The 20,268-nt window shown below is 72.3% G+C and carries 16 protein-coding genes and 2 pseudogenes; 10 read left to right on the forward strand and 8 right to left on the reverse strand.

The genetic code is table 11. The annotated features are described in order from the left end of the window. Positions 1-11: 11 nt before the first annotated feature. Positions 12-695 (forward strand): hypothetical protein, encoded by a 684-nt coding sequence (locus tag ACQ95T_RS14630; protein ID WP_431473038.1) that lies wholly within the window; start codon positions 12-14, stop codon positions 693-695. A 110-nt stretch (positions 696-805) separates the two neighbouring features. Here the strand turns inward: ACQ95T_RS14630 and ACQ95T_RS14635 are convergent, their stop codons facing one another. The 7 genes and pseudogenes from ACQ95T_RS14635 to ACQ95T_RS14665 form a co-directional block, all read right to left on the reverse strand. Continuing rightward, positions 806-2,104 carry a citrate synthase gene (locus ACQ95T_RS14635; protein WP_425941734.1) on the reverse strand — a complete coding sequence of 433 codons (1,299 nt, stop codon included), beginning with the start codon at positions 2,102-2,104 and terminating at the stop codon, positions 806-808. Positions 2,105-2,145: 41 nt separating this feature from the next. Further along, positions 2,146-2,472: a ferredoxin gene (gene fdxA, locus ACQ95T_RS14640; RefSeq protein ID WP_425941736.1), complete on the reverse strand. Its 327-nt coding sequence runs from the start codon at positions 2,470-2,472 to the stop codon at positions 2,146-2,148. Positions 2,473-2,518: 46 nt separating this feature from the next. Next, positions 2,519-4,336: a VanW family protein gene (locus ACQ95T_RS14645; RefSeq protein WP_425941738.1), complete on the reverse strand. Its 1,818-nt coding sequence runs from the start codon at positions 4,334-4,336 to the stop codon at positions 2,519-2,521. A 57-nt stretch (positions 4,337-4,393) separates the two neighbouring features. Then, positions 4,394-4,933: a flavin reductase family protein gene (locus ACQ95T_RS14650; protein ID WP_425941739.1), complete on the reverse strand. Its 540-nt coding sequence runs from the start codon at positions 4,931-4,933 to the stop codon at positions 4,394-4,396. Continuing rightward, the gene (mshB, locus tag ACQ95T_RS14655) at positions 4,912-5,811 is read right to left on the reverse strand and encodes an N-acetyl-1-D-myo-inositol-2-amino-2-deoxy-alpha-D-glucopyranoside deacetylase (protein ID WP_425941741.1); all 900 of its coding nucleotides are present in this window, start codon (positions 5,809-5,811) and stop codon (positions 4,912-4,914) included. The genes ACQ95T_RS14650 and mshB overlap by 22 nt, the downstream gene beginning before the upstream one ends. Then, positions 5,808-7,732, reverse strand: a pseudogene (gene typA, locus ACQ95T_RS14660) (translational GTPase TypA). The gene mshB and the pseudogene typA overlap by 4 nt, the downstream one beginning before the upstream one ends. Next, positions 7,722-8,174: an NUDIX domain-containing protein gene (locus ACQ95T_RS14665; protein ID WP_425941745.1), complete on the reverse strand. Its 453-nt coding sequence runs from the start codon at positions 8,172-8,174 to the stop codon at positions 7,722-7,724. The pseudogene typA and the gene ACQ95T_RS14665 overlap by 11 nt, the downstream one beginning before the upstream one ends. A gap of 494 nt (positions 8,175-8,668) precedes the next feature. Between ACQ95T_RS14665 and ACQ95T_RS14670 the strand changes: the two genes are divergently transcribed. The 8 genes and pseudogenes from ACQ95T_RS14670 (at position 8,669) to ACQ95T_RS14705 (ending at position 16,844) form a co-directional block, all read left to right on the forward strand. Beyond that, the gene (locus ACQ95T_RS14670) at positions 8,669-10,033 is read left to right on the forward strand and encodes an ABC transporter substrate-binding protein (RefSeq protein ID WP_431473840.1); all 1,365 of its coding nucleotides are present in this window, start codon (positions 8,669-8,671) and stop codon (positions 10,031-10,033) included. 58 nt (positions 10,034-10,091) lie between these two features. Continuing rightward, a complete protein-coding gene (locus tag ACQ95T_RS14675; protein ID WP_431473039.1) occupies positions 10,092-10,232 on the forward strand; it encodes a hypothetical protein in 141 nt (46 codons plus the stop codon). After that, positions 10,226-11,236 carry an ABC transporter permease gene (locus ACQ95T_RS14680; RefSeq protein WP_425941749.1) on the forward strand — a complete coding sequence of 337 codons (1,011 nt, stop codon included), beginning with the start codon at positions 10,226-10,228 and terminating at the stop codon, positions 11,234-11,236. Before ACQ95T_RS14675 ends, ACQ95T_RS14680 begins: the two co-directional genes overlap by 7 nt. Before the next feature lie 19 nt (positions 11,237-11,255). Then, positions 11,256-12,197 carry an ABC transporter permease gene (locus tag ACQ95T_RS14685; protein ID WP_425941851.1) on the forward strand — a complete coding sequence of 314 codons (942 nt, stop codon included), beginning with the start codon at positions 11,256-11,258 and terminating at the stop codon, positions 12,195-12,197. A gap of 10 nt (positions 12,198-12,207) precedes the next feature. Next, a complete protein-coding gene (locus tag ACQ95T_RS14690) occupies positions 12,208-13,290 on the forward strand; it encodes an ABC transporter ATP-binding protein (protein ID WP_425941751.1) in 1,083 nt (360 codons plus the stop codon). After that, positions 13,287-14,482, forward strand: a pseudogene (locus ACQ95T_RS14695) (ABC transporter ATP-binding protein). Before ACQ95T_RS14690 ends, ACQ95T_RS14695 begins: the two are co-directional and overlap by 4 nt. Before the next feature lie 9 nt (positions 14,483-14,491). Beyond that, a complete protein-coding gene (locus ACQ95T_RS14700) occupies positions 14,492-15,226 on the forward strand; it encodes a type 1 glutamine amidotransferase (protein WP_425941755.1) in 735 nt (244 codons plus the stop codon). A gap of 31 nt (positions 15,227-15,257) precedes the next feature. Next, positions 15,258-16,844, forward strand: a complete 1,587-nt coding sequence (locus ACQ95T_RS14705; protein WP_425941756.1) for a cation:proton antiporter — start codon at positions 15,258-15,260, stop codon at positions 16,842-16,844. An 84-nt stretch (positions 16,845-16,928) separates the two neighbouring features. Here ACQ95T_RS14705 and ACQ95T_RS14710 read toward each other — a convergent pair whose 3' ends face one another. Continuing rightward, positions 16,929-17,777: a universal stress protein gene (locus tag ACQ95T_RS14710; RefSeq protein WP_431473040.1), complete on the reverse strand. Its 849-nt coding sequence runs from the start codon at positions 17,775-17,777 to the stop codon at positions 16,929-16,931. A 218-nt stretch (positions 17,778-17,995) separates the two neighbouring features. Here ACQ95T_RS14710 and ACQ95T_RS14715 point away from each other — a divergent pair, with 218 nt between their 5' ends. Next, positions 17,996-20,215 (forward strand): NADP-dependent isocitrate dehydrogenase, encoded by a 2,220-nt coding sequence (locus ACQ95T_RS14715; protein WP_425941760.1) that lies wholly within the window; start codon positions 17,996-17,998, stop codon positions 20,213-20,215. Positions 20,216-20,268: the final 53 nt, after the last annotated feature.

The raw sequence follows: 20,268 nt of genomic DNA on the forward strand, positions 1-20,268 counted from the left end.
CGATCGCCGCCGTGTCCGTGGCCCGGCAGCTGCCACCGCGTGCCGCCACCGTCGCCCTGGCCACGGCGATCCAGGAGAGCAAGCTGCGCAACCTGCGCTACGGGGACGCCGACAGCCAGGGGTTGTTCCAGCAGCGGCCCTCGCAGGGATGGGGCAGCGAGGAGGAGGTCACCGACCCCGTGCACGCGACCGGCTCCTTCTACGACGCCCTGGTCCAGGTGCCCGGCTGGGAGACCGGCGTGGTCACCGAGGTGGCACAGGAGGTCCAGCGCAGCGCCTTTCCCGAGGCCTACGCCGACCACGAGCAGGAGGGCCGGGTGCTCGCCTCCGTGCTCACCGGTCAGGAGGGCGCACGGACCCTGATGACCTGCCGCCTCGCGGACGACGGCCGGGGCGACCCCGCCGGACTGGTCGACGGCCTCGCGGAGCAGTTCGGCCCGGTCGTCGCGCTGGAGGAGGGGCCGGGGTCGGGGCAGGGGTCGTCGGGGACCGGGACCGTGACGGTGCGGGCCTCGACCGGGGACCCCGCCACCGCGTGGGCGGTGGCGACGTGGGCGGTCGCCCACGCCGACGCCCGGGGGGTCGCCGGCGTGACGGTGGGCGACCGCCGGTGGCAGCGGGACCGGTCGGACCTGGAGTGGGCCGTCGTCGAGGAGGCCCGCCCCGCCACCGAGGTCGTCGTCGAGCTCGGCTGACGCCGACGGCCCCCGCAGACGCCGACGGCCCCCGCAGCAGTGCTGCGGAGGCCGTCGTCAGGCGGTGCGTGGGACGTGCCCCGTGGGGCCGGCCCCCGGTGCCGGGCCGGTCAGCGCTGCCCGGTGGGCACGTACTGCCGCTCGGGCTCGCCGACGTAGACCTGACGCGGACGCCCGATCTTGGTGGCCGGGTCGTTGATCATCTCGCGGTACTGCGCGATCCAGCCGGGGAGGCGGCCGATCGCGAAGAGCGCCGTGAACATGTTGCTGGGGAAGCCCATCGACTCGTAGATCAGGCCGGTGTAGAAGTCGACGTTGGGGTAGAGCTTGCGGTCGACGAAGTAGTCGTCCTCCAGGGCGGTCTGCTCCAGCTCCATGGCGAGGTCGAGGAGCGGGTTGTGCCCGGCCTTCTCCAGCAGCTCGTGCGCCGTCTCCTTGACGATGGCCGCGCGCGGGTCGTAGTTCTTGTAGACCCGGTGGCCGAAGCCCATGAGCTTGACCCCGTCCTCCTTGTCCTTGACCTTGCGGACGAACTCCTTGACGTCGCCGCCGCGGTCGTGGATGTCGTTGAGCATCGCCAGGACGGCGCTGTTGGCCCCGCCGTGCAACGGGCCGGACAGCGCCTGGATGCCGGCGGAGATGGAGGCGAAGAGGTTGGCCTCCGAGGAGCCGACGAGGCGGACCGTGGACGTGGAGCAGTTCTGCTCGTGGTCGGCGTGCAGGATGAACAGCAGGTCCAGCGCCTTGGCCAGGTCGGGGTCCATATCGAAGTCCTCCGTGGGCTGACCGAAGGTCATCCACAGGAAGTTCTCCACCAGGTTGTAGTTGTTGTCCGGGTACAGCAGGGACTTGCCCTGGCTCTTGCGGAACGCGTAGGAGGCGATCGTCGGCAGCTTGGCGATCAACCGGATCGTGGACATCTCCACCGACTCCGGGTCCCGCGGGTCCAGGCTGTCCTGGTAGAAGGTGCCCAGCGCGGACACCGAGGAGGCCAGCACCGACATCGGGTGCGCGTCGCGGTGGAAGCCGTCGAAGAACTGCTTCATGTCCTCCACGAGCAGGGTGTGCCTGCGCACCCGCTGGTCGAAGTCCTCCAGCTCGCTCGCGGACGGCAGCTCGCCGTAGATGAGCAGGTAGCTGGTCTCCAGGAAGCTGGACTCCTTGGCCAGCTGCTCGATCGGGTAACCGCGGTAGCGCAGGATCCCGGCGTCCCCGTCGATGTAGGTGATCGCGGACTGGCAGGAGGCGGTGTTGACGTACCCCACGTCCAGCGTGGTGTCACCGGTGGTCTTCATCAGGGCGCTGATGTCCAGACCGTTGTTTCCCTCGACGGCCGGCACCACCTTCAGCTCGAGCTCGTTCTCGCCGTGACGCAGCGTGGCCGCGGGCGTGGTGGTCGGGTCGGTCATCTGTCCTCCTGGTGGGGGGTAGGCCGGTCGGGGGGTGCGGTTCACTCGTCGTGCGGCTGCGGTGGCAGCACGGCGATGATCGGGTGGTCCTTGGGGATCATGCCCATCTTGGCCGCACCGCCGGGGCTGCCGAGGTCGTCGAAGAACTCGACGTTCGCCTTGTAGTACTCCGCCCACTCCTCCGGGACGTCGTCCTCGTAGTAGATCGCCTCGACCGGGCAGACCGGCTCGCAGGCGCCACAGTCGACGCACTCGTCGGGGTGGATGTACAACGACCGCTCGCCCTCGTAGATGCAGTCGACCGGGCACTCCTCGATGCAGGCCTTGTCCTTGAGGTCCACACACGGCTGGGCGATCACGTACGTCATGGGGACAGAGTATGCCGTCTCCGGGCACCCGGACGGCACGGGGTGCTCAGAAGCCCGCCTCGGGATGGGTGCACACGACCTCGTCCGCCGGGGCGTAGGTCGTGGTGAACTCGTCCCGCGAGACCTCCTGCCCGCCGGCGCGCAGGATGCGCACGTTGGTGATCGTGAACCCCTCGGCCGGACCCTGCGGCACGCACTCGGGGCTGTCGTCCTCGTGCCGCTCGGGCTGACGGACGTCGCGTCGCGGTCCGTCGACGGTCTCCACCTCGTACTGCCGCTCGCCCAGGAGGACCATCCGGATCTGGTCACCCTCGATCCAGGAGCGCACGACGACGGGGTTGTCGGTGTCGTTGGTCCACACGTTGTCGATGACCGGGTAGGCCAGCGTCGCCTCCCGTCCGGCCGGGTAGCGCGAGATGTAGTAGGAGTGCGGGGTGTGCGCGTCCAGCTGCACCCCGGCGAACCAGGACGCGTTGAAGGCCACGGTGGAGATCTGGGAGAGTCCACCGCCCAGCCCCATGACGAGCCGGCCGTCCACGATGACCGGTGCCTCACGGTAACCCCCGGCCTCGCTGAGGTCCCCCAGTGCCACCCCGAGGCTGAACTGCTGGCCCGGCATGACCACGGTGCCGTTCACGTTCTCCGCACCGACGCGCAGGTTGTGGGTGCGGGCCGCGTTGGCCTCCCCGGTCGGGAACACCGAGCTGAACTCCGACATCTCCTCGAAGGTCCAGTCCTCGCTGACCTCCGTGGGGATCGCCGGTTCGACCGCCGCCAGGGTCGCCTCGACCGTGCGGTCGTCACCGTCGGCGGACAGCGCAGCGCGGACGGCGTCGAACAGACCCTCCTCCTGCAGCTCCGTCCCGGCACGCGCCGGGACGACGACCACGTCGTCCCCGTCCAGCTCGACGGTGGCGTCCCGCGGGCCCCGCTCGAGCTGGCCGATGTCCTGACGGATGCGGGCGAGCAGGCCGTCCTCGTCGAGCGTCAGCGCCAGGGCGTCCCCCGTGCGCTCGGTCCCGAGCAGCTCGACGAGCTCGCGCGGCGCGATCTCGGCCGTGGCGGTGGGGGCGTCGTCACCCGACCCGCGGGTGGCCGTCACGCTCACCGGACCGGAGAGCGCCGGGTCCACCTCCTCGCGGGTGAACCGCTCGACCTCGTCCTGGGACAGGGTGGGCGCAGCCACCATGGCCCGACCGTCGGCCTCCCTGCTGTCCGGCCAGGCGCCCGCGACGGCCTCGGCCGTCGCCCCGACGTCGAGCGTCCGTCCCACCTCGGCCTCGACGACGCGCACCCCCTCGTCGGTGAGGGTGACCTGGCCCTCGACCACGTCGGTGTCGTAGTCCTGGGCCAGCCGTTCGACGGCCGCCCGGAGCTCCGCGCGGTCCACCACCCCCACGAGCGGCAGCGACCGGTCGCTGCCGGAGACGTGCGACCACAGCACGCGGGGGTCGAAGCTCAGACCGGTGGCCCCCTCCAGCGTCGCGTCGAGGTCGAAGGCCAGCCCGGCGTCCTCCGGCACCAGCTCGAGGGTCTCGTCGGCGACCTCGTCGGCCCCGTCGACCCCTGCCGCCCCACCGCCGTCCCCGCTCGCCCGGACCGTCACGACCACCGGCTCCTCGAGCCGGTCGGCCAGCTCGCGGTCCAGGCGCTCCACGGCCTCGTCGCGGGTCATCGACCCGATGTCGATCCCGTCCACCGTCATCCCGGCGGGGGGCCGGTCCTGGAAGTAGAGCGCCGCTCCCACGTAGATCCCCCCGAGCACGACGACGGCGGCCAGCAGCCGCAGCACGACCGCCCTCCACTCGCCCCCCGTGCGCGACTCCTCCTGCAGCCCCGTGCCGTCGTCAGGTGCGTCGCTCATCGTGCGGGTGGTCCCTCCGTCTGGTCCAGCGGTGCTCGGCGGCGGGCCGCGGCGCGGTCACCGCAGCTCGCCCAGCCCCCCACGGTAGTGGACCAGCGCGGGTTCGTCGGTCGTCGGCACGTCGACGGAGACCACCTCGCCGACGCACAGCTGGTGGTCCCCCGCCGGGTGGACGGCGAAGGTTCGGCACTCGAAGGTGGCGAGCGCACCGTCCACGAGGGCCACCCCGGTGCGCTCCCCCCGGCGGTGGGAGACCCGGGCCAGCTGGTTGTGGAGCGGTCGCCCCGGCTCCCCCAGCCAGGTCGCCAGGGCCCGGTGCCGGGCCGGCAGGATGCTCACGCCCCAGGCCTCGCCGGCCCGGATCCCCTCCAGCACGCGCGCCTCGTCGTGCAGGCTCACGAGGAGGAGCACGGGGCGCAGCGACACGCTCGTGAGGGTGTCGACGGTCAGGGCCACGTCGTGGCCCCGGTGCCGGGAGGTGACGACCGTGACCCCGGAGGCGAACCGGCCCATGGCCTGCCGGTAGCGGCCGGGATCGACCTCGGGGTCGTCCCCCGGCGCGGGCGTGGGCGTGCTCAGGACTCCTCGACCTCCCACACGGCGTAGCCCTCCCGGCCGGGCAGCCGGGCGGCCACGTCGTTGCTCAGCGTGTACCACTCCTCGTGCACGGTCACCTGCGTCGGGTGCTCGCGCAGCGCCGCGACCTGACGGGTCAGGGCGTCGGCGTCGACCACCGCGTGCGTCACGAGCCCGTCGGTCACGACCGACGGCGGGAACGGGTCGTCCGTCGCCGGGACGCGGACCGTCCCGCCCGCCGGGCTGCGGGCGCCCCGGGGCACGTGCCGCTGCAGCCACGTCCGGTCCTCCTCGGCCCAGGACCGCGGGGTCAGGACCACGAGGAGCCGCGGACGCTCGTCCCGGGGTATGGCGCGCACCGCCGCGACCGTGACCCGGTGGGTCTGCACGTGGTCGGGGTGGCCGTAGCCGCCCTGCGGGTCGTAGGTCAGGACGAGGTCGGGCCGCACCTGCGCCAGCTGGCCGGCGAGGACGGCGGCGGCCTCCGGGACGTCCGCGGCGGCGAACGCCCGGGGGTGCCGCGCCGCCGGCGAGCCGGCCATGCCGCTGTCGCGCCACCGTGGCCGGTCACCGCCCAGGTAGTGGTGCTGCACGCCCAGGGCGGCCGTGGCCCGCGTGATCTCGCCGTGGCGGTGCGGACCGAGCTCCTCGCTCCCCTCGAGGTGGGCCAGGTCGGGGGGGATGACCTCGCCCTCCTCGCCGAGGGTGCAGGTGATCACGTGCACCTCGTCCCCCGCCAGCACGGAGTGCGCCAGCGCCAGCCCGGTGGCGAGGGTCTCGTCGTCGGGGTGGGCGTGCACGGCGACCACGCGCAGGGGCCGGTCCGGGGCGGCGGCCGCGGCGCGCAGGTCGGGCCGTCCCGGCGGGTCCGGGACGGGTCCCCCGCCGGCGGCCGTCACGACTTGTTGCGCGCCCGGGCCGCGGTGCGGGCGCGCAGGTTGGCGTCCAGGACGACCTTCCGGACGCGGACGGCCTCGGGGGTGACCTCCACGCACTCGTCCTCGCGGCAGAACTCCAGCGACTGCTCCAGGGAGAGCAGGCGCGGCGGGACGAGCCGCTCGAGACGTCTGCGCCCGCGGACCGGACGTTGGTGAGCTTGCGCTCCTTGGTGATGTTGACGTCCATGTCGTCCGCGCGCGAGTTCTCCCCCACGATCATGCCCTCGTAGACCTCGGTGGTCGGCTCGAGGAACATAGTGCCGCGCTCCTGGAGGTTGAACATCGCGTAGGTGGTGGCCACGCCGGTGCGGTCGGAGACCAGGGAGCCGGACTGGCGGGTGCGGATGTCGCCGAACCAGGGCGAATAGCCGTCGAAGACGTGGTGCGCGATGCCGGTGCCGCGGGTCTCGGTGAGGAACTCGGTCCGGAAGCCGATGAGGCCCCGCGAGGGGACGACGTACTCCATCCGGACCCAGCCGGTGCCGTGGTTGGTCATCTGCTCCATGCGCCCCTTGCGGGCGGCCATCAGCTGGGTGATCGTGCCGAGGTGCTCCTCGGGGGTGTCGATCGTCAGCCGCTCGACGGGCTCGTGCAGCTTGCCGTCGATCTCCTTGGTCACGACCTGCGGCTTGCCGACGGTGAGCTCGTACCCCTCCCGACGCATCTGCTCGACGAGGATGGCGAGCGCCAGCTCGCCGCGGCCCTGGACCTCCCAGGTGTCGGGTCGCTCGGTCGGCAGGATGCGCAGCGAGACGTTGCCGACGAGCTCCTTGTCGAGCCGGTCCTTGACGAGGCGGGCGGTCACCTTGGAGCCCTTGACCCGGCCCGCGAGCGGCGAGGTGTTGGTGCCGATCGTCATCGAGATGGCCGGCTCGTCGACGGTGATCAGCGGCAGCGGGACCGGGTGCTCGGCGTCGGCGAGGGTCTCGCCGATCGTGATCTCGGGGATGCCGGCGATGGCGATGATGTCGCCGGGGCCGGCCTCGTCGGCGGACTTGCGCTCCAGCCCCTCGGTCAGCAGCAGCTCGGTGATCTTGACCCGCTCGACCGACCCGTCGCGGCGGCACCACGCCACCTGCTGGCCCTTGCGGATCGTGCCCTCCCGCACACGGCACAGGGCCAGGCGGCCCAGGAACGGGCTGGAGTCGAGGTTGGTCACGTGGGCCTGCAGCGGCGCGCCCTCGGTGTAGGTCGGCGCCGGCACGGTGTCCAGGATGGTGGCGAACAACGGCTCCAGGTCGGGGCTGTCCGGGAGCTCCCCGTCCTGGGGGGCGGTCAGGGAGGCGCGTCCCGCCTTGGCCGAGGCGTAGACCACCGGGAAGTCCAGCGCCCGCTCGACGACCTCGGGGTCGTGGTCGTCGAGGAGGTCCATGAACAGGGAGTAGACCTCGTCGACGACGTCGGCGATCCGGCTGTCGGGCCGGTCGACCTTGTTGATGCACAGCACGACGGGCAGGTGCGCGGCCAGCGCCTTGCGCAGCACGAACCGGGTCTGGGGCAGCGGGCCCTCCGAGGCGTCGACGAGCAGGACGACCCCGTCCACCATGGACAGCCCCCGCTCGACCTCGCCGCCGAAGTCGGCGTGCCCGGGGGTGTCGATGATGTTGATCGTCATGCCGCCTTCGGGCGCGTGCGCGCCCGCGTAGTGGATGGCGGTGTTCTTGGCGAGGATGGTGATCCCCTTCTCCCGCTCGAGGTCGCCGGAGTCCATCACCCGCTCCACGTCCTCGCCGGGCGAGCGGTGCTCGGCGAAGGCACCGCCCTGCGTCAGCATCGCGTCGACCAGCGTGGTCTTCCCGTGGTCGACGTGGGCCACGATGGCCACGTTGCGGATGTCGAGGCGGTCGGCGCGCACGCCGGAACCGGTGTCGTCAGAAGGCATGCCCACCATTGTCGCAGCCGTCGGGCACCAGGTGCGCCGCCACGAATTCGACCACCGGGAGGTCGTTCTCCAGCCAGGGCACCGCGTGCAGTGTCGCGCGGGTCAGCCAGCGCAGCGCGTCGTGGTCCTCCAGCGGACGGGGCTCCCCCTCGCCCGGGGCGGTGACCGCCCACCACAGGTGCATCTCGTGGGAACGGCCCAGCGGCCACGGCCCACCGGCAGGCTCCCCGAGCTCGACCCGCACGCCCAGCTCCTCGGCGGCCTCCCGCACGGCCGCAGCCGCGGGCTCCTCGCCGGGCTCCACCTTCCCGCCCGGGAACTCCCACCCGCCGGCGAGCGCCGGCGGCCCGCTGCGCCGCGCCGCGAGCAGCCGGCGCGGCCTGCGCAGGTCGTCCACGAGGGCCACGGCGGCCACCGCCACCCGTCCGGGCTCGAGCGTCATACCCTCATCCTGCCCGAGCCTTCCCCCACGTCGGGGCAGGTCACGGTCTCGTCACGACTTGCCACACGCTCTTCCCCTGGGGGCCGGGTTGTGGTGAGGTCGGCTCGACCGGCCCTGTACCGGTCGGAACCACGTCCATGCCTAGGAGGCACGATGAAGAACCGCATGGTGGGGGCCCTGGCGACCAGCGCCGCGCTGGCCCTGGTGCTCACGTCCTGTGCCGAGTCGGAGCGCGACTCGGACACCGGTGACACCAACGACGACACCGCCGCGAGCGGCACCGACGACGGCGCCGCCGGAGGGAGGCCAGCTCGGACGCCACGTTCGTCTTCGGCGCGGCCGGCGCCCCAGCGACCTTCGACCCGTTCTACGCCAGCGACGGCGAGAGCTTCCGGATCAGCCGGCAGATCTACCAGAACCTCATCGGCATCAAGGAGGGCGGCACCGAGGGTGTCCCCGAGCTGGCCACCTCCTGGGAGGGCAGCGAGGACGGTCTGACCTGGACCTTTGAGCTCCAGGACGGCGTGACCTTCCACGACGGGACACCGTTCGACGCCGAGGCCGTCTGCTACAACTTCGAGCGCTGGGCCGACCAGAACGAGGTCGGTCAGTCCCCGGCGATGGCCTACTACTACGGCAACGACTTCGGCTTCGGCGAGGACTCGCTGTACGAGTCCTGCGAGGCCGTCGACGACCTCACCGCCGAGGTGACGGTCAGCCGCGTGACCGGCAAGTTCCCCATGGTGCTGTCGCAGTCGTCCTACGCCATCCAGTCGCCCACCGCGCTGGAGGAGTACAACGCCAACGACGTTCAGGCCGAGGGCGACGCGTTCGTCTTCCCCGAGTACGACGAGCACCCGACCGGCACCGGACCGTTCAAGTTCGAGTCCTACGACAACGCGGGCGGCACCGTGACCCTCACGCGCAACGAGGACTACTGGGGCGAGCCGGCCGGCGTGGCCGAGCTGGTGTTCAAGATCGTCCCGGACGAGAACGCCCGTCGCCAGGAGCTGCAGGCCGGCACCATCCACGGCTACGACCTGCCGAACCCGGTCGACTGGCAGGGCCTGGAGGACGACGGCAACCAGGTCCTCATCCGCGACCCGTTCAACGTCCTCTACCTGGGCCTGAACCCGATCGCCGACCCGCAGCTGGCCGACCCGCTGGTCCGCCAGGCGCTCTACCACGCGATCAACCGCGAGCAGCTGGTGTCCTCCCAGCTGCCCGAGGGCGCGACCGTGGCGACGCAGTTCATGCCCGACACGGTGAGCGGCTACGACGGCTCGCTGGAGGCCTACGAGTACGACGTCGAGAAGGCTCAGCAGCTGCTGGAGGAGGCCGGCAAGTCCGACCTGGAGATCGACCTGTGGTACCCGACCGAGGTCACCCGCCCTTACCTGCCGGACCCGCAGCGCGTCTACGACGCGGTCAAGTCCGACTGGGAGGCCGCCGGCATCACGGTCAACCCGATCTCCAAGCCCTGGGCGGGCGGCTACATCGACGGCGCCCAGACCTCCCAGGCCCCGGCCTACTTCCTGGGCTGGACCGGTGACCTGAACTCGGCCGACAACTTCCTGTGCGCCTTCTTCTGCGGCGACGAGAACGCGTTCGGCACGAGCGAGTACGACTGGCACGACGAGCTGCAGGAGTCGCTGACGGCCGCCGACGCCGAGCCGGACGAGGACACCCGCACCGGGATGTACGAGGAGCTCAACGCCCAGATCATGAGCGAGGACTGGCTCCCGGGCCTGCCGATCTCCCACAGCCCGCCGGCCATCGTGGTCGCCGAGAACGTGGACGGTCTGGTGCCCAGCCCGCTGACGGCGGAGGACTTCTCCACCGTCACCATCTCCGAGTGACCGGTCACCCCGCGGGGTGATCAGCCCCACCAGCGGTCGCAGCGGCGGACCGGGCCCCGTGCCCGGTCCGCCGCCCGCGGTCGCCGACCTCGTCGCCGACCTCGTCGCCGCCGACGTCAGCGTCGTCCACGTCGACGGCACCCCGAACCCCCTCCCCGCGGCCCACGCCGCACCCCCCTCCGGAGGATCCCCGTGCTGAGGTTCATCGTCCGACGGATGCTGCAGGCCGTCCTGGCCCTCTTCGTGCTCAGCGTCCTGCTGTTCGCCTGGCTGCGCTCGCTGCCCGGCGGGGTGGTCAGCGCCCTGCTCGGCGAGCGCGGCACCCCCGAGTCCACCGCGGCGCTGCGCGCCCAGCTCGGGCTGGACCAGCCCCTGCCCGTGCAGTACTGGAAGTTCCTCCAGCGCGCCCTGCAGGGGGACTTCGGGACCTCCAACGGCGTCTTCCGCGGCGAGCCCGCCCTCGACGTCTTCCTGCAGCGGCTGCCGGCCACCGTCGAGCTGAGCTTCTTCGCGATGTTCATCGCCCTCACGCTGGCCATCCCGCTGGGCTACGTCGCCGCTCGTCGGCGCGGCGGCCCGCTGGACACCGGCTCGATCATGTTCTCGCTGGTCGGCGTGGCCGTCCCCGTCTTCTTCCTGGCCTACGTGCTGAAGTACGTCTTCGCCGTCCAGCTCGGCTGGCTCCCCCCGTCGGGACGGCAGAGCGTGGGCATCAACGCGACGCACATCACGAACATGTACGTCCTGGACGGCCTGCTCACCCGTGAGTTCGACGCCGCCTGGGACGCCTTCCGCCACCTGATCCTGCCGGCGATCGCCCTGTCGTCGATCCCCTTCGCGATCATCTTCCGCATCACCCGGGCCGCCGTCATCGACGTCATGGACGAGGACTACGTGCGCACCGCCCGCGCCAAGGGCCTGACCCCCCGGGTCGTGCGCCTGCGGCACATCATGCGCAACGCGCTCATCCCCGTGGTGACGATCGTCGGGCTGCAGATCGGGGCGCTGCTGGCGGGGGCGGTCCTCACCGAGAAGGTCTTCGCCTTCCAGGGGATCGGCCAGGCGCTGGCCATCGGGTTCGAGCGGCGGGACTACCCCGTCCTGCAGGTGCTCATCATGATGGCCGCCCTCATCTACATCGTCGTCAACCTCGTCGTGGACATCCTCTACGCCGTGATCGACCCGCGCGTGCGGACCAAGTGAGGAGAACACCGTGACCTCCATGACCTCACCGGGCCAGCGCAAGAAGGACCGGATCGACGCCCTGGCCGAGGCGGGCACCCTCTCCGACGAGGAGGGCGTGAGCCTGTGGCGCAGCGCGTGGCGCCGCCTGCGCCGCGACCCCGTCTTCCTCGTGGGTGCGGTGATCATCGCGCTCTTCCTCGTGCTGGCGCTGATCGCCCCCTGGATCGCGCCGCACGACCCGGCGGCCCGGTTGCTGATCGACCAGCGCACGCCCAACAACCCCATCCCCGAGCCGCAGCCGGGTCACCCGCTGGGCGCCGACGACGCCGGTCGGGACATGCTCTCCCGGCTCCTGGTCGGTTCGCGCCAGACCCTCATCGTCGGCGTCATGGCCACGCTCGGGGGCCTGGCGGGCGGGCTGACGCTGGGCACCCTCGCCGGCGGTCTGGGCGGCTGGGTCGACGGGGCCGTCATGCGCGTCGTCGACGTGATGCTCTCGATCCCGTCGCTGCTCATGGCGTTCTCCATCGCGGCCATGTTCGCCCGCCCCAGCCAGTGGACGGTGATCCTGGCGATCGCGATCATCCAGATCCCGATCTTCGCCCGTCTGCTGCGCGGGTCGATGATGGCCCAGCGGCACAGCGACCACGTCCTGGCCGCCCGGGCCCTGGGCGTGCGACCGGCCGCCATCGTCTTCCGGCACATGCTGCCGAACTCGCTCGGACCGGTGATCGTGCAGGGCACCCTCGTGCTCGCGGTGGCGATCATCGACGCCGCGGCCCTGTCCTTCCTCGGCCTGGGCAGCCCCGACGACACCGTCCCGGAGTGGGGACAGATGCTGGGCAAGGCCCAGCAGTACTTCAACACCCACCCCGAGGTCGCCGTCTACCCGGCCCTGTGCATCATCGTCGTCGCCCTGGGCTTCACGCTCATGGGTGAGTCGCTGCGCGAGGCCCTCGACCCCAAGTCCCGTCGATGAGGAGCCTGCGATGACCGTTCCCACCACGACGTCGACCGGCCCGGCCACCGGTCCCGGCGCGGCCCCGCTGCTGTCGGTCCGCGACCTGTCCGTCACGTTCGGCCGCGGGCGCAAGGCGTTCACCGCCGTCGACGGGATCAGCTTCGACGTCGCCCCCGGGCAGACGGTCGGGCTCGTCGGCGAGTCCGGCTGCGGCAAGTCGGTCACCTCGCTGGCGATCATGGGGCTGCTCCCCTCCCGCGGCAACACGGTGACCGGCAGCGTCCGCTTCGACGGCGACGAGCTGCTCGACCTGCCCGGCGACCAGCTGCGCGACCGCCGCGGCCGCGACGTGGCGATGATCTTCCAGGACCCGCTCTCGTCCCTGAACCCGGTGGTGTCCCTGGGCGTTCAGGTGGCGGAGGTGCTCCAGCGCCACCGGGGCATGAAGAAGGACGCGGCCATGGGGCGGGCCACCGAGCTGCTCGACAAGGTCGGGATCCCCGACCCCACCCGCCGGCTCAAGGAGTACCCGCACCAGCTCTCCGGGGGGATGCGCCAGCGTGCGCTCATCGCCATGGCCCTGGCGTGCGAGCCCCGACTGCTCATCGCCGACGAGCCCACGACCGCGCTGGACGTGACGATCCAGGCGCAGATCCTGGCGCTGCTCAAGGAGCTCGTGCAGGAGTCCGGGACGGCCCTGATCATGATCACCCACGACCTGGGCGTCGTGGCCGGGCTCTGCGACGAGGTCAACGTCCTCTACGGCGGGCGCATCGTGGAACGGGCCCAGCGGCACGACCTGTTCGCCAAGCCACGCCACCCGTACACCGGCGGGTTGCTGGCCTCCATCCCCCGCCTCCACGAGGAGAGGGGCCGACGGCTGACGCCGGTGCCCGGTTCGGTGGCCGACAACATCCCCTGGTCCTCGGGCTGCGCCTTCGCACCGCGGTGCGCCTCGGCCATCGAGGTCTGCCTGGAGCGGACGCCCGAGCTGGTGCAGGACCGGCCCGAGCTGGGGCCGGACCGCCTGCTGCGCTGCCACAACCCGCTGGAGTCCAACCCGATGGACGACGACCGCGACGCCCCCGTGGGTGAGGAGACCGACCGATGAGCACCGCCGCCGAGCCGTCCGCGACCGGGCCCCGCCAGGAGGCTCCCGCCGGGGCCGGCCGTCGTACCCCCGACCCGGACGCCGACGTCCTGCTCGACGTGCGCGACCTCAAGGTGCACTTCCCCATCAAGAGCGGGGTCGTCTTCGACCGGACCGTCGGCCACGTCTACGCGGTGGACGGGTCGACCTGCAGATCCGTCGTGGTGAGACGTACGGCCTGGTGGGTGAGTCCGGGTGCGGCAAGTCGACCCTGGGCCGCGCCATCCTGCGGCTGGAGGACCTCACCGAGGGCCAGGTCCTCTTCGAGGGGACCGACCTGGCCTCCCTCAAGGGCGAGGAGCTGCGCAAGCAGCGCCGCCACATGCAGATGGTCTTCCAGGACCCGCTGGGCTCCCTGGACCCCCGGCAGACGGTCGAGCAGCTGCTGCTCGAGGGGATGCGTGCCCACGGGCTCACCAAGGGGGTGGACGCCCGCCAGCGCCTCAAGGACCTGCTCACCGCGGTCGGTCTTCCGCGCACGGCCCTGACCAAGTACCCCCACGAGTTCTCCGGCGGGCAGCGTCAGCGCGTGGGCATCGCCCGGGCCCTGTCCGTCGACCCGCAGCTCATCGTGGCCGACGAGCCCGTCAGCGCGCTCGACGTCTCGGTCCAGGCCCAGGTCATCAACCTGCTGGCCGACCTGCAGGCGGAGTTCAACCTCACCTACCTGGTGATCGCCCACGACCTGGCGGTCGTGCGGCACATCAGCGACCGGGTCGGGGTCATGTACCTCGGCGCCCTCGTCGAGGAGGCCGACGCGGACGACCTCTACCAACGGCCGCTGCACCCCTACACCCGCGCGCTGCTCTCCGCCGTCCCGGTCCCGGACCCGGTCGTCGAGGACTCCCGCGAGCAGATCCTGCTGGTGGGCGACCTCCCCTCCCCCGCCGACCCACCCTCCGGCTGCCGCTTCCACACCCGGTGCCCCTGGCGCCAGCCGACCCGCTGCCACGACGAGCGACCGGTGCTGCGTCCCCTCGACGTGGCCGGCGCACCCCCCGGCCAGCGGGTGGCCTGCCACTGGGCCGAGCAGATCGCGACCGGGGAGCTGAAGCCGCACGAGGTGAGCCCGGAGTCCGTGGAGTCCATCAGCTCGACCTCCCCCTCGGACACCAGCCTGGGCGCGAAGGACCTCGTCGACCCGGTGCAGTAGTCTGCGCCCGTGACGCCCCGCCCACGGGTGCTGGTGGTCCAGCACGAGGACGACTGCCCGGTCGCGATGATCGAGCCCTGGCTGGCCGACGTGGGCCTGGACTGCGACGTGCTGGCCGCCCACCGTGGCCGGGCGGTGCCGGCCCACCTGGTCGACCACGCCGGCCTGATCGTCCTGGGTGGGCGGATGGGGGCCGGTGACGAGGCCCGGCACCGCTGGCTGGGCCCGACCAAGGCGCTGATCGCCACCGTCGCCGCCGGGGGTATGCCGTTCCTCGGGGTGTGCCTGGGCCACCAGCTGGCGGCCGCCGCCCTCGGCGGACAGGTGCGTCCCCACACCCGTCCCACCCGCGCCCTGCACCCCCTCGGCGCGACCCCGGAGGGGCTGCAGGACGCGCTGCTGGGCGGCCTGGGCGGCGGCCCGGAGGTGCTGCACTGGAACGACGACGTGGTCGTGCGGGCGCCGGCGGGCGCCACCGTCCTCGCCCGCACGCCGGACGGGGCCGTGCAGGCCCTGCGCCTGGGCCCCCGCGCCTGGGGCGTGCAGTTCCACCCGGAGGTGACCGCCGCGGTCGTGCGGGGGTGGGCGGCCGACCGCGACCTCACCGCGCAGGAGGAGCAGGTCGTGGCCGAGCTCGAGCGGCGCACCCGGGAGCTGCACCGCGGCTGGGCCCGGCTGGTGCGCACCTTCGGCCGGACGGTCCTCGGGGCGGGCGGGCCCGCCGGGATGGAAGAATCGCCCTGACCCGGCCCGCCGCGACCGCAGGGGGTGCTGCATGACCGACATCGCCTTCTTCCTCGCGGCCACCTTCGCCGCCGGCCTGCTGATGTCCGTCGTCAAGCTCCCCGCGCTCCTGGGGTTCCTGCTGGCCGGCTTCCTCCTGGAGGCCGCGGGGGTGCGTGAGCTGCCCTACCTCGACTTCATCGCCGAGCTGGGGGTGACGCTGCTCCTGTTCGGCATCGGCCTGAAGCTGGACCTGCGCAGCCTGCTGGGTCGCGAGGTGTGGGTGACCACCGGGGCGCACGTGGCCCTGTCCGTGGCCGTCGGCACCGGCTTCCTCTGGATCCTCGCGCTCCTCGGCTTCCCCCTGCTCACCGGTGCCGACGTGGGCACGATGGCGCTCATCGCCTTCGCGCTCTCCTTCTCCTCCACCGTCTTCGTCGTCAAGGTCCTGGAGGACAAGGCCGAGATCCAGTCGTTCTACGGCCGGATCGCCATCGGCATCCTCGTCATGCAGGACCTCGTGGCCGTGATCTTCATGACCGCCTCCAAGGGGGAGCTGCCCAGCCTGTGGGCCCTTCCCCTCCTGCTGGGCCTGTGGCCGCTGGGGTGGGTCGCCCGCCGCCTCTGGCGGGTCGTTCCGCCCGGGGAGATGCAGGCGCTGTTCGGCCTGGCCATGGCCCTGGGGCCGGGGTATGCCGCCTTCGACGCCGTCGGTCTGAAGGGGGACCTGGGGGCCCTGGTGGTGGGGATGCTCCTGGCCGGGGACGCCGCCGCCAGCGAGCTGTCCCACCGCCTCTTCGGCCTCAAGGACCTGCTGCTGGTCGGGTTCTTCATCTCGATCGGGTTCGGGGGCACCGCCAACGTGCAGACGGTGGTGCTGGGCCTGGTCCTGCTCCTCCTGCTGCCCGCGCAGGTGCTGCTCTACGTCTGGCTGCTGGACCGCCACCGGCTGCGCCGACGCACCTCGGTCAAGGCCGGGCTGCTCCTCGGCAACTTCTCCGAGTTCGGTCTCATCGTCACCGCGGTGGCCACCTCCTCGGGCCTGCTGGACGAGGATTGGCTCGTCGTCATGTCGGTGGCCGTGGCGGCCAGCTTCGTCGTGGCCACCGTGATCAACGCCCGCTCCGACGGCTGGCTGCGGCTGGCACGCCGGGTCATGCCGATGCACCCCCCCTACGACGTCCACCCGCACGAGCGCCCCATCTCCTTCGGGCCCGCCCGTGCCGTGGTCATGGGGATGGGCCGGGTGGGGCGCGCCGCCTACGCCGAGCTCGGCCAGGTCTACGGCCTGGAGGTGCTGGGGGTGGAGAACCTGCCCACCCGGGTGACCGACCTGCGCGAGGACGGGTTCGCGATCGTCGAGGCGGACGCCGCCGACGGGGACTTCTGGGCCCGGCTGGAATCGACCGGCCAGGTCGACATCGTCGTGCTGGCGATGCCCTTCCACGGCGCCGGGAAGCTGGCCCTGCGCGAGCTGACGGCCAGCGACTACACCGGCATCGTCGCGGTCGTCGCGCAGTACGACACGGAGGTTCTCGAGTACCAGGAGCTGGGTGCCGACGTCGTGGTGCAGCTCTACGAGGGGGCGGGCACCACGCTGGCGGAGCGGGCGGCCGAGGCGCTCGCCGAGCGCGACTGACCCGCTCCGACCTGCCGAGCGGGTCGCGTCAGTGCCTGTCGCGCGGTCGGGTGACGACCATCACGGGCACACCGGCGGCCCGCATCATGCGTTGGCTGACCGAGCCCAGGAGCCGCCCGCGGCGGAGCTGCCCATGCCCCGGCTGCCCATGACCATGAGGTCGACGTCGGCGCTGGCCTCCAGCAGCGTGCTGAGCACCGGGCCCCGGCGGACCGAGAGCTCGACCGGCACGTCCGGGTGGGTCCTCATCGGCCCGGCGAGGGCGGACTCCAGCACGGCGGCGCGCTCGGCCTCCAGCTGGCGCCACTCGGGACTGTCCGGCTCGGTGACGACGTACCCGTCGACGACCTCGAGGTACCACGTCGTCAGCGCCAGCACGCTGGCCCCGGTCGCACCGGCGTAGTCCAGGGCGACCCGGGCGGCGGCCCTGCTGTCCTCGCTGCCGTCCACGGCGACCCCGACGACGCCCCGGTCCAGGGAGTCGACGTCCACCTCGGGGTTGATGACGACCACGGGACAGGTGGCGTGCGCGGCCACACCGATGGAGGTGGTGCCCAGGACGAACTCCTCCAGGACACCCTTGCGCCCGGTTCCGACGACGATCGCGCAGGCGGTCGCCTCGTGCTCGAGCAGCGCCCTGACCGGCGAGGAGCGGTGGACGTCCAGCCGCACCTCGACCCCGGTGGCCGCACCCAGCTCCTCGGTCTGTTGCCGGATGAGGTCGGCCCGCTCCTCCTCGGCCTCCAGCAGCGCCGTCACGTCCGGCGCCCCTGCCCCGGCGGCGCGGGCGGCGAGCGCCTCCGGCTCGCTGGCGTGCACGACCACGAGCTCGCGGTGCAGACGCTCGGCCAACCGGGCGGCCCACCGCACGGCCGCCGAGTCCGTCCCGCCCCCGTCGGCTCCCACCACGACCGGACGTCCCTGCTCCGACACCGCCACCACCTCCGTGTGCGTGGACCGGGGCGCCCCGGCACCGCAGGCGCCCGGCCGGACCGACCGCGACCGCGGTGGTCGACCACCCTCATGCTATCGGGGGCCGGTCCGGCCAGGGAGGGCGGCTCCCCGGCCGCCAGCGCCTCCGCCCGCGGGGGTCGAGTAGCCTCGTACCGACGACAGCACGCCCGTTCCAGCACGTAGGAGACCTTCAGCTGATGTCCACGATCATCTACACGCGCACCGACGAGGCCCCCCTGCTGGCGACCTACTCGCTCAAGCCCGTCATCGAGGCGTTCGCGGGCGCGGCCGGCATCGAGGTCGAGACGCGCGACATCTCCCTCGCCGGTCGCATCCTGGCCCAGTTCCCCGACCGCCTGACGGAGGACCAGCGCCAGCCCGACGCCCTGGCCGAGCTGGGTCGGCTGGCCACCACGCCCGAGGCCAACATCATCAAGCTGCCGAACGTCTCGGCCTCGGTGCCGCAGCTCAAGGCGGCCGTCGCCGAGCTGCAGTCCCAGGGCTACGACCTGCCCGACTACCCCGAGTCGCCGCAGACCGAGGAGGAGCGCGAGGTCCGCGCCCGGTACGGCAAGGTCATGGGCTCGGCCGTCAACCCCGTGCTGCGCGAGGGCAACTCCGACCGCCGGGCGCCCGACGCCGTCAAGAACTACGCCCGCTCCCGTCCGCACTCGATGGGCGAGTGGAGCAGCGACTCCCGGACCCGGGTGGCCACCATGGGCGAGCACGACTTCGCCACCAACGAGAAGTCGGTCGTCGTGGAGTCCGCGGGCGCGCTCTCGATCGTCCACGTCGCCGAGGACGGCACGGAGACCGTGCTCAAGGACTCGGTGCCGGTGACCGCCGGCGAGGTCGTGGACGCCACGTTCATGGACGTGCAGGCCCTGCGCTCCTTCCTCGCCGAGCAGGTCGACGCGGCGGCGCAGGAGGACGTCCTCTTCTCGCTGCACCTGAAGGCCACGATGATGAAGGTCTCCGACCCCATCATCTTCGGGCACGCGGTGGAGACCTTCTTCGCCGACGTCTTCGAGCGCTACGGCGAGCAGCTGGCGGCCGCGGGCCTCTCGTCCGACGACGGTCTGGGCGGCATCCTCGCCGGGCTCGACGCGCTGGGCGAGCAGGCCGACGAGGTGCGGGCCGCGGTGCAGGAGCGGCTCTCGCACCTGCCCCGCCTGTCGATGGTCAACAGCGACAAGGGCATCACGAACCTGCACGTGCCGAGCGACGTCATCATCGACGCCTCGATGCCCGCCATGATCCGCAACGGCGGCAAGCTCTGGGGCCCCCAGGGCGAGGAGGACGACACGCTGGCCGTCATCCCGGACTCCTCCTACGCCGGTGTCTACCAGGCGGTGATCGAGGACTGCCAGGCCAACGGCGCCTTCGACCCGACCACGATGGGGTCGGTCCCGAACGTGGGGTTGATGGCCAAGAAGGCCGAGGAGTACGGCTCGCACGACAAGACCTTCGAGATCGCCGCCCCGGGCACCGTCCGGGTCGTGGACGGCTCGGGCACCGTGCTCCTGGAGCACCAGGTCGGCGCGGGCGACATCTGGCGCGCCTGCCAGACCCAGGACGAGCCGATCCGCGACTGGGTCAAGCTCGCCGTCACCCGTGCCCGGGCGACCGGCGACCCGGCGGTCTTCTGGCTGGACGAGGCCCGCGCCCACGACGCCAACCTCATCGCCAAGGTGGGCGCGTACCTGGAGGAGCACGACACCGACGGGCTGGACATCCGCGTGCTCTCCCCGGTCGAGGCCACCAGGCTCTCGGTCGAGCGCCTGCGCGCCGGCCAGAACACCATCTCGGTCACCGGCAACGTGCTGCGCGACTACAACACCGACCTCTTCCCCATCCTGGAGGTCGGCACCAGCGCCAAGATGCTCTCGGTCGTCCCGCTCATGAACGGCGGGGGTCTGTTCGAAACCGGCGCCGGCGGGTCCGCCCCCAAGCACGTCCAGCAGCTCCAGAGCGAGAACTACCTGCGCTGGGACAGCCTCGGGGAGTTCCTGGCCATCGCCGAGTCGCTGCGCCACCTGGCCGACCGGGACGACAACCCCCGCGCCCGCGTGCTCGGGAACGCCCTCGACGTCGCCACCGAGAAGGTGCTGACCGAGGACCGCTCCCCCGCCCGCAAGCTGGGCCAGATCGACAACCGCGGCAGCCACTTCTACCTGGCCCTCTACTGGGCCCAGACCCTCGCGGCCCAGGACGAGGACCCCGAGCTGGCGCAGCGGTTCGCCCCCGTCGCCGAGGAGCTGTCCGCCAAGGAGGAGCAGATCGCCCAGGAGCTGCTCGACGTGCAGGGCTCCCCGGTCGACCTCGGCGGCTACTACCACCCCGACGACGCCAAGACCTTCGCGGCCATGCGCCCGTCGGCGACCTTCAACGCGGTCATCGACGCCCTGCGCGGCTGACCGGACGCCGGCGCCCCGGGCGACGACCGTCGTCCGGGGCACCGGGTGCCCCG

Origin of the sequence: Ornithinimicrobium carbonis (genome assembly GCF_050703245.1) — a bacterium.
GTDB lineage: Bacteria > Actinomycetota > Actinomycetes > Actinomycetales > Dermatophilaceae > Ornithinicoccus.

Bases quoted from the DNA above. Each gene is read 5' to 3' on its own strand.
- ACQ95T_RS14635 (WP_425941734.1), bottom strand. From the start codon at position 2,104: ATGACCGACCCGACCACCACGCCCGCGGCCACGCTGCGTCACGGCGAG.
- fdxA (WP_425941736.1), bottom strand. From the start codon at position 2,472: ATGACGTACGTGATCGCCCAGCCGTGTGTGGACCTCAAGGACAAGGCC.
- ACQ95T_RS14645 (WP_425941738.1), bottom strand. From the start codon at position 4,336: ATGAGCGACGCACCTGACGACGGCACGGGGCTGCAGGAGGAGTCGCGC.
- ACQ95T_RS14665 (WP_425941745.1), bottom strand. From the start codon at position 8,174: ATGACGCTCGAGCCCGGACGGGTGGCGGTGGCCGCCGTGGCCCTCGTG.
- ACQ95T_RS14685 (WP_425941851.1), top strand. From the start codon at position 11,256: ATGACCTCACCGGGCCAGCGCAAGAAGGACCGGATCGACGCCCTGGCC.
- ACQ95T_RS14690 (WP_425941751.1), top strand. From the start codon at position 12,208: ATGACCGTTCCCACCACGACGTCGACCGGCCCGGCCACCGGTCCCGGC.
- ACQ95T_RS14705 (WP_425941756.1), top strand. From the start codon at position 15,258: ATGACCGACATCGCCTTCTTCCTCGCGGCCACCTTCGCCGCCGGCCTG.
- ACQ95T_RS14715 (WP_425941760.1), top strand. From the start codon at position 17,996: ATGTCCACGATCATCTACACGCGCACCGACGAGGCCCCCCTGCTGGCG.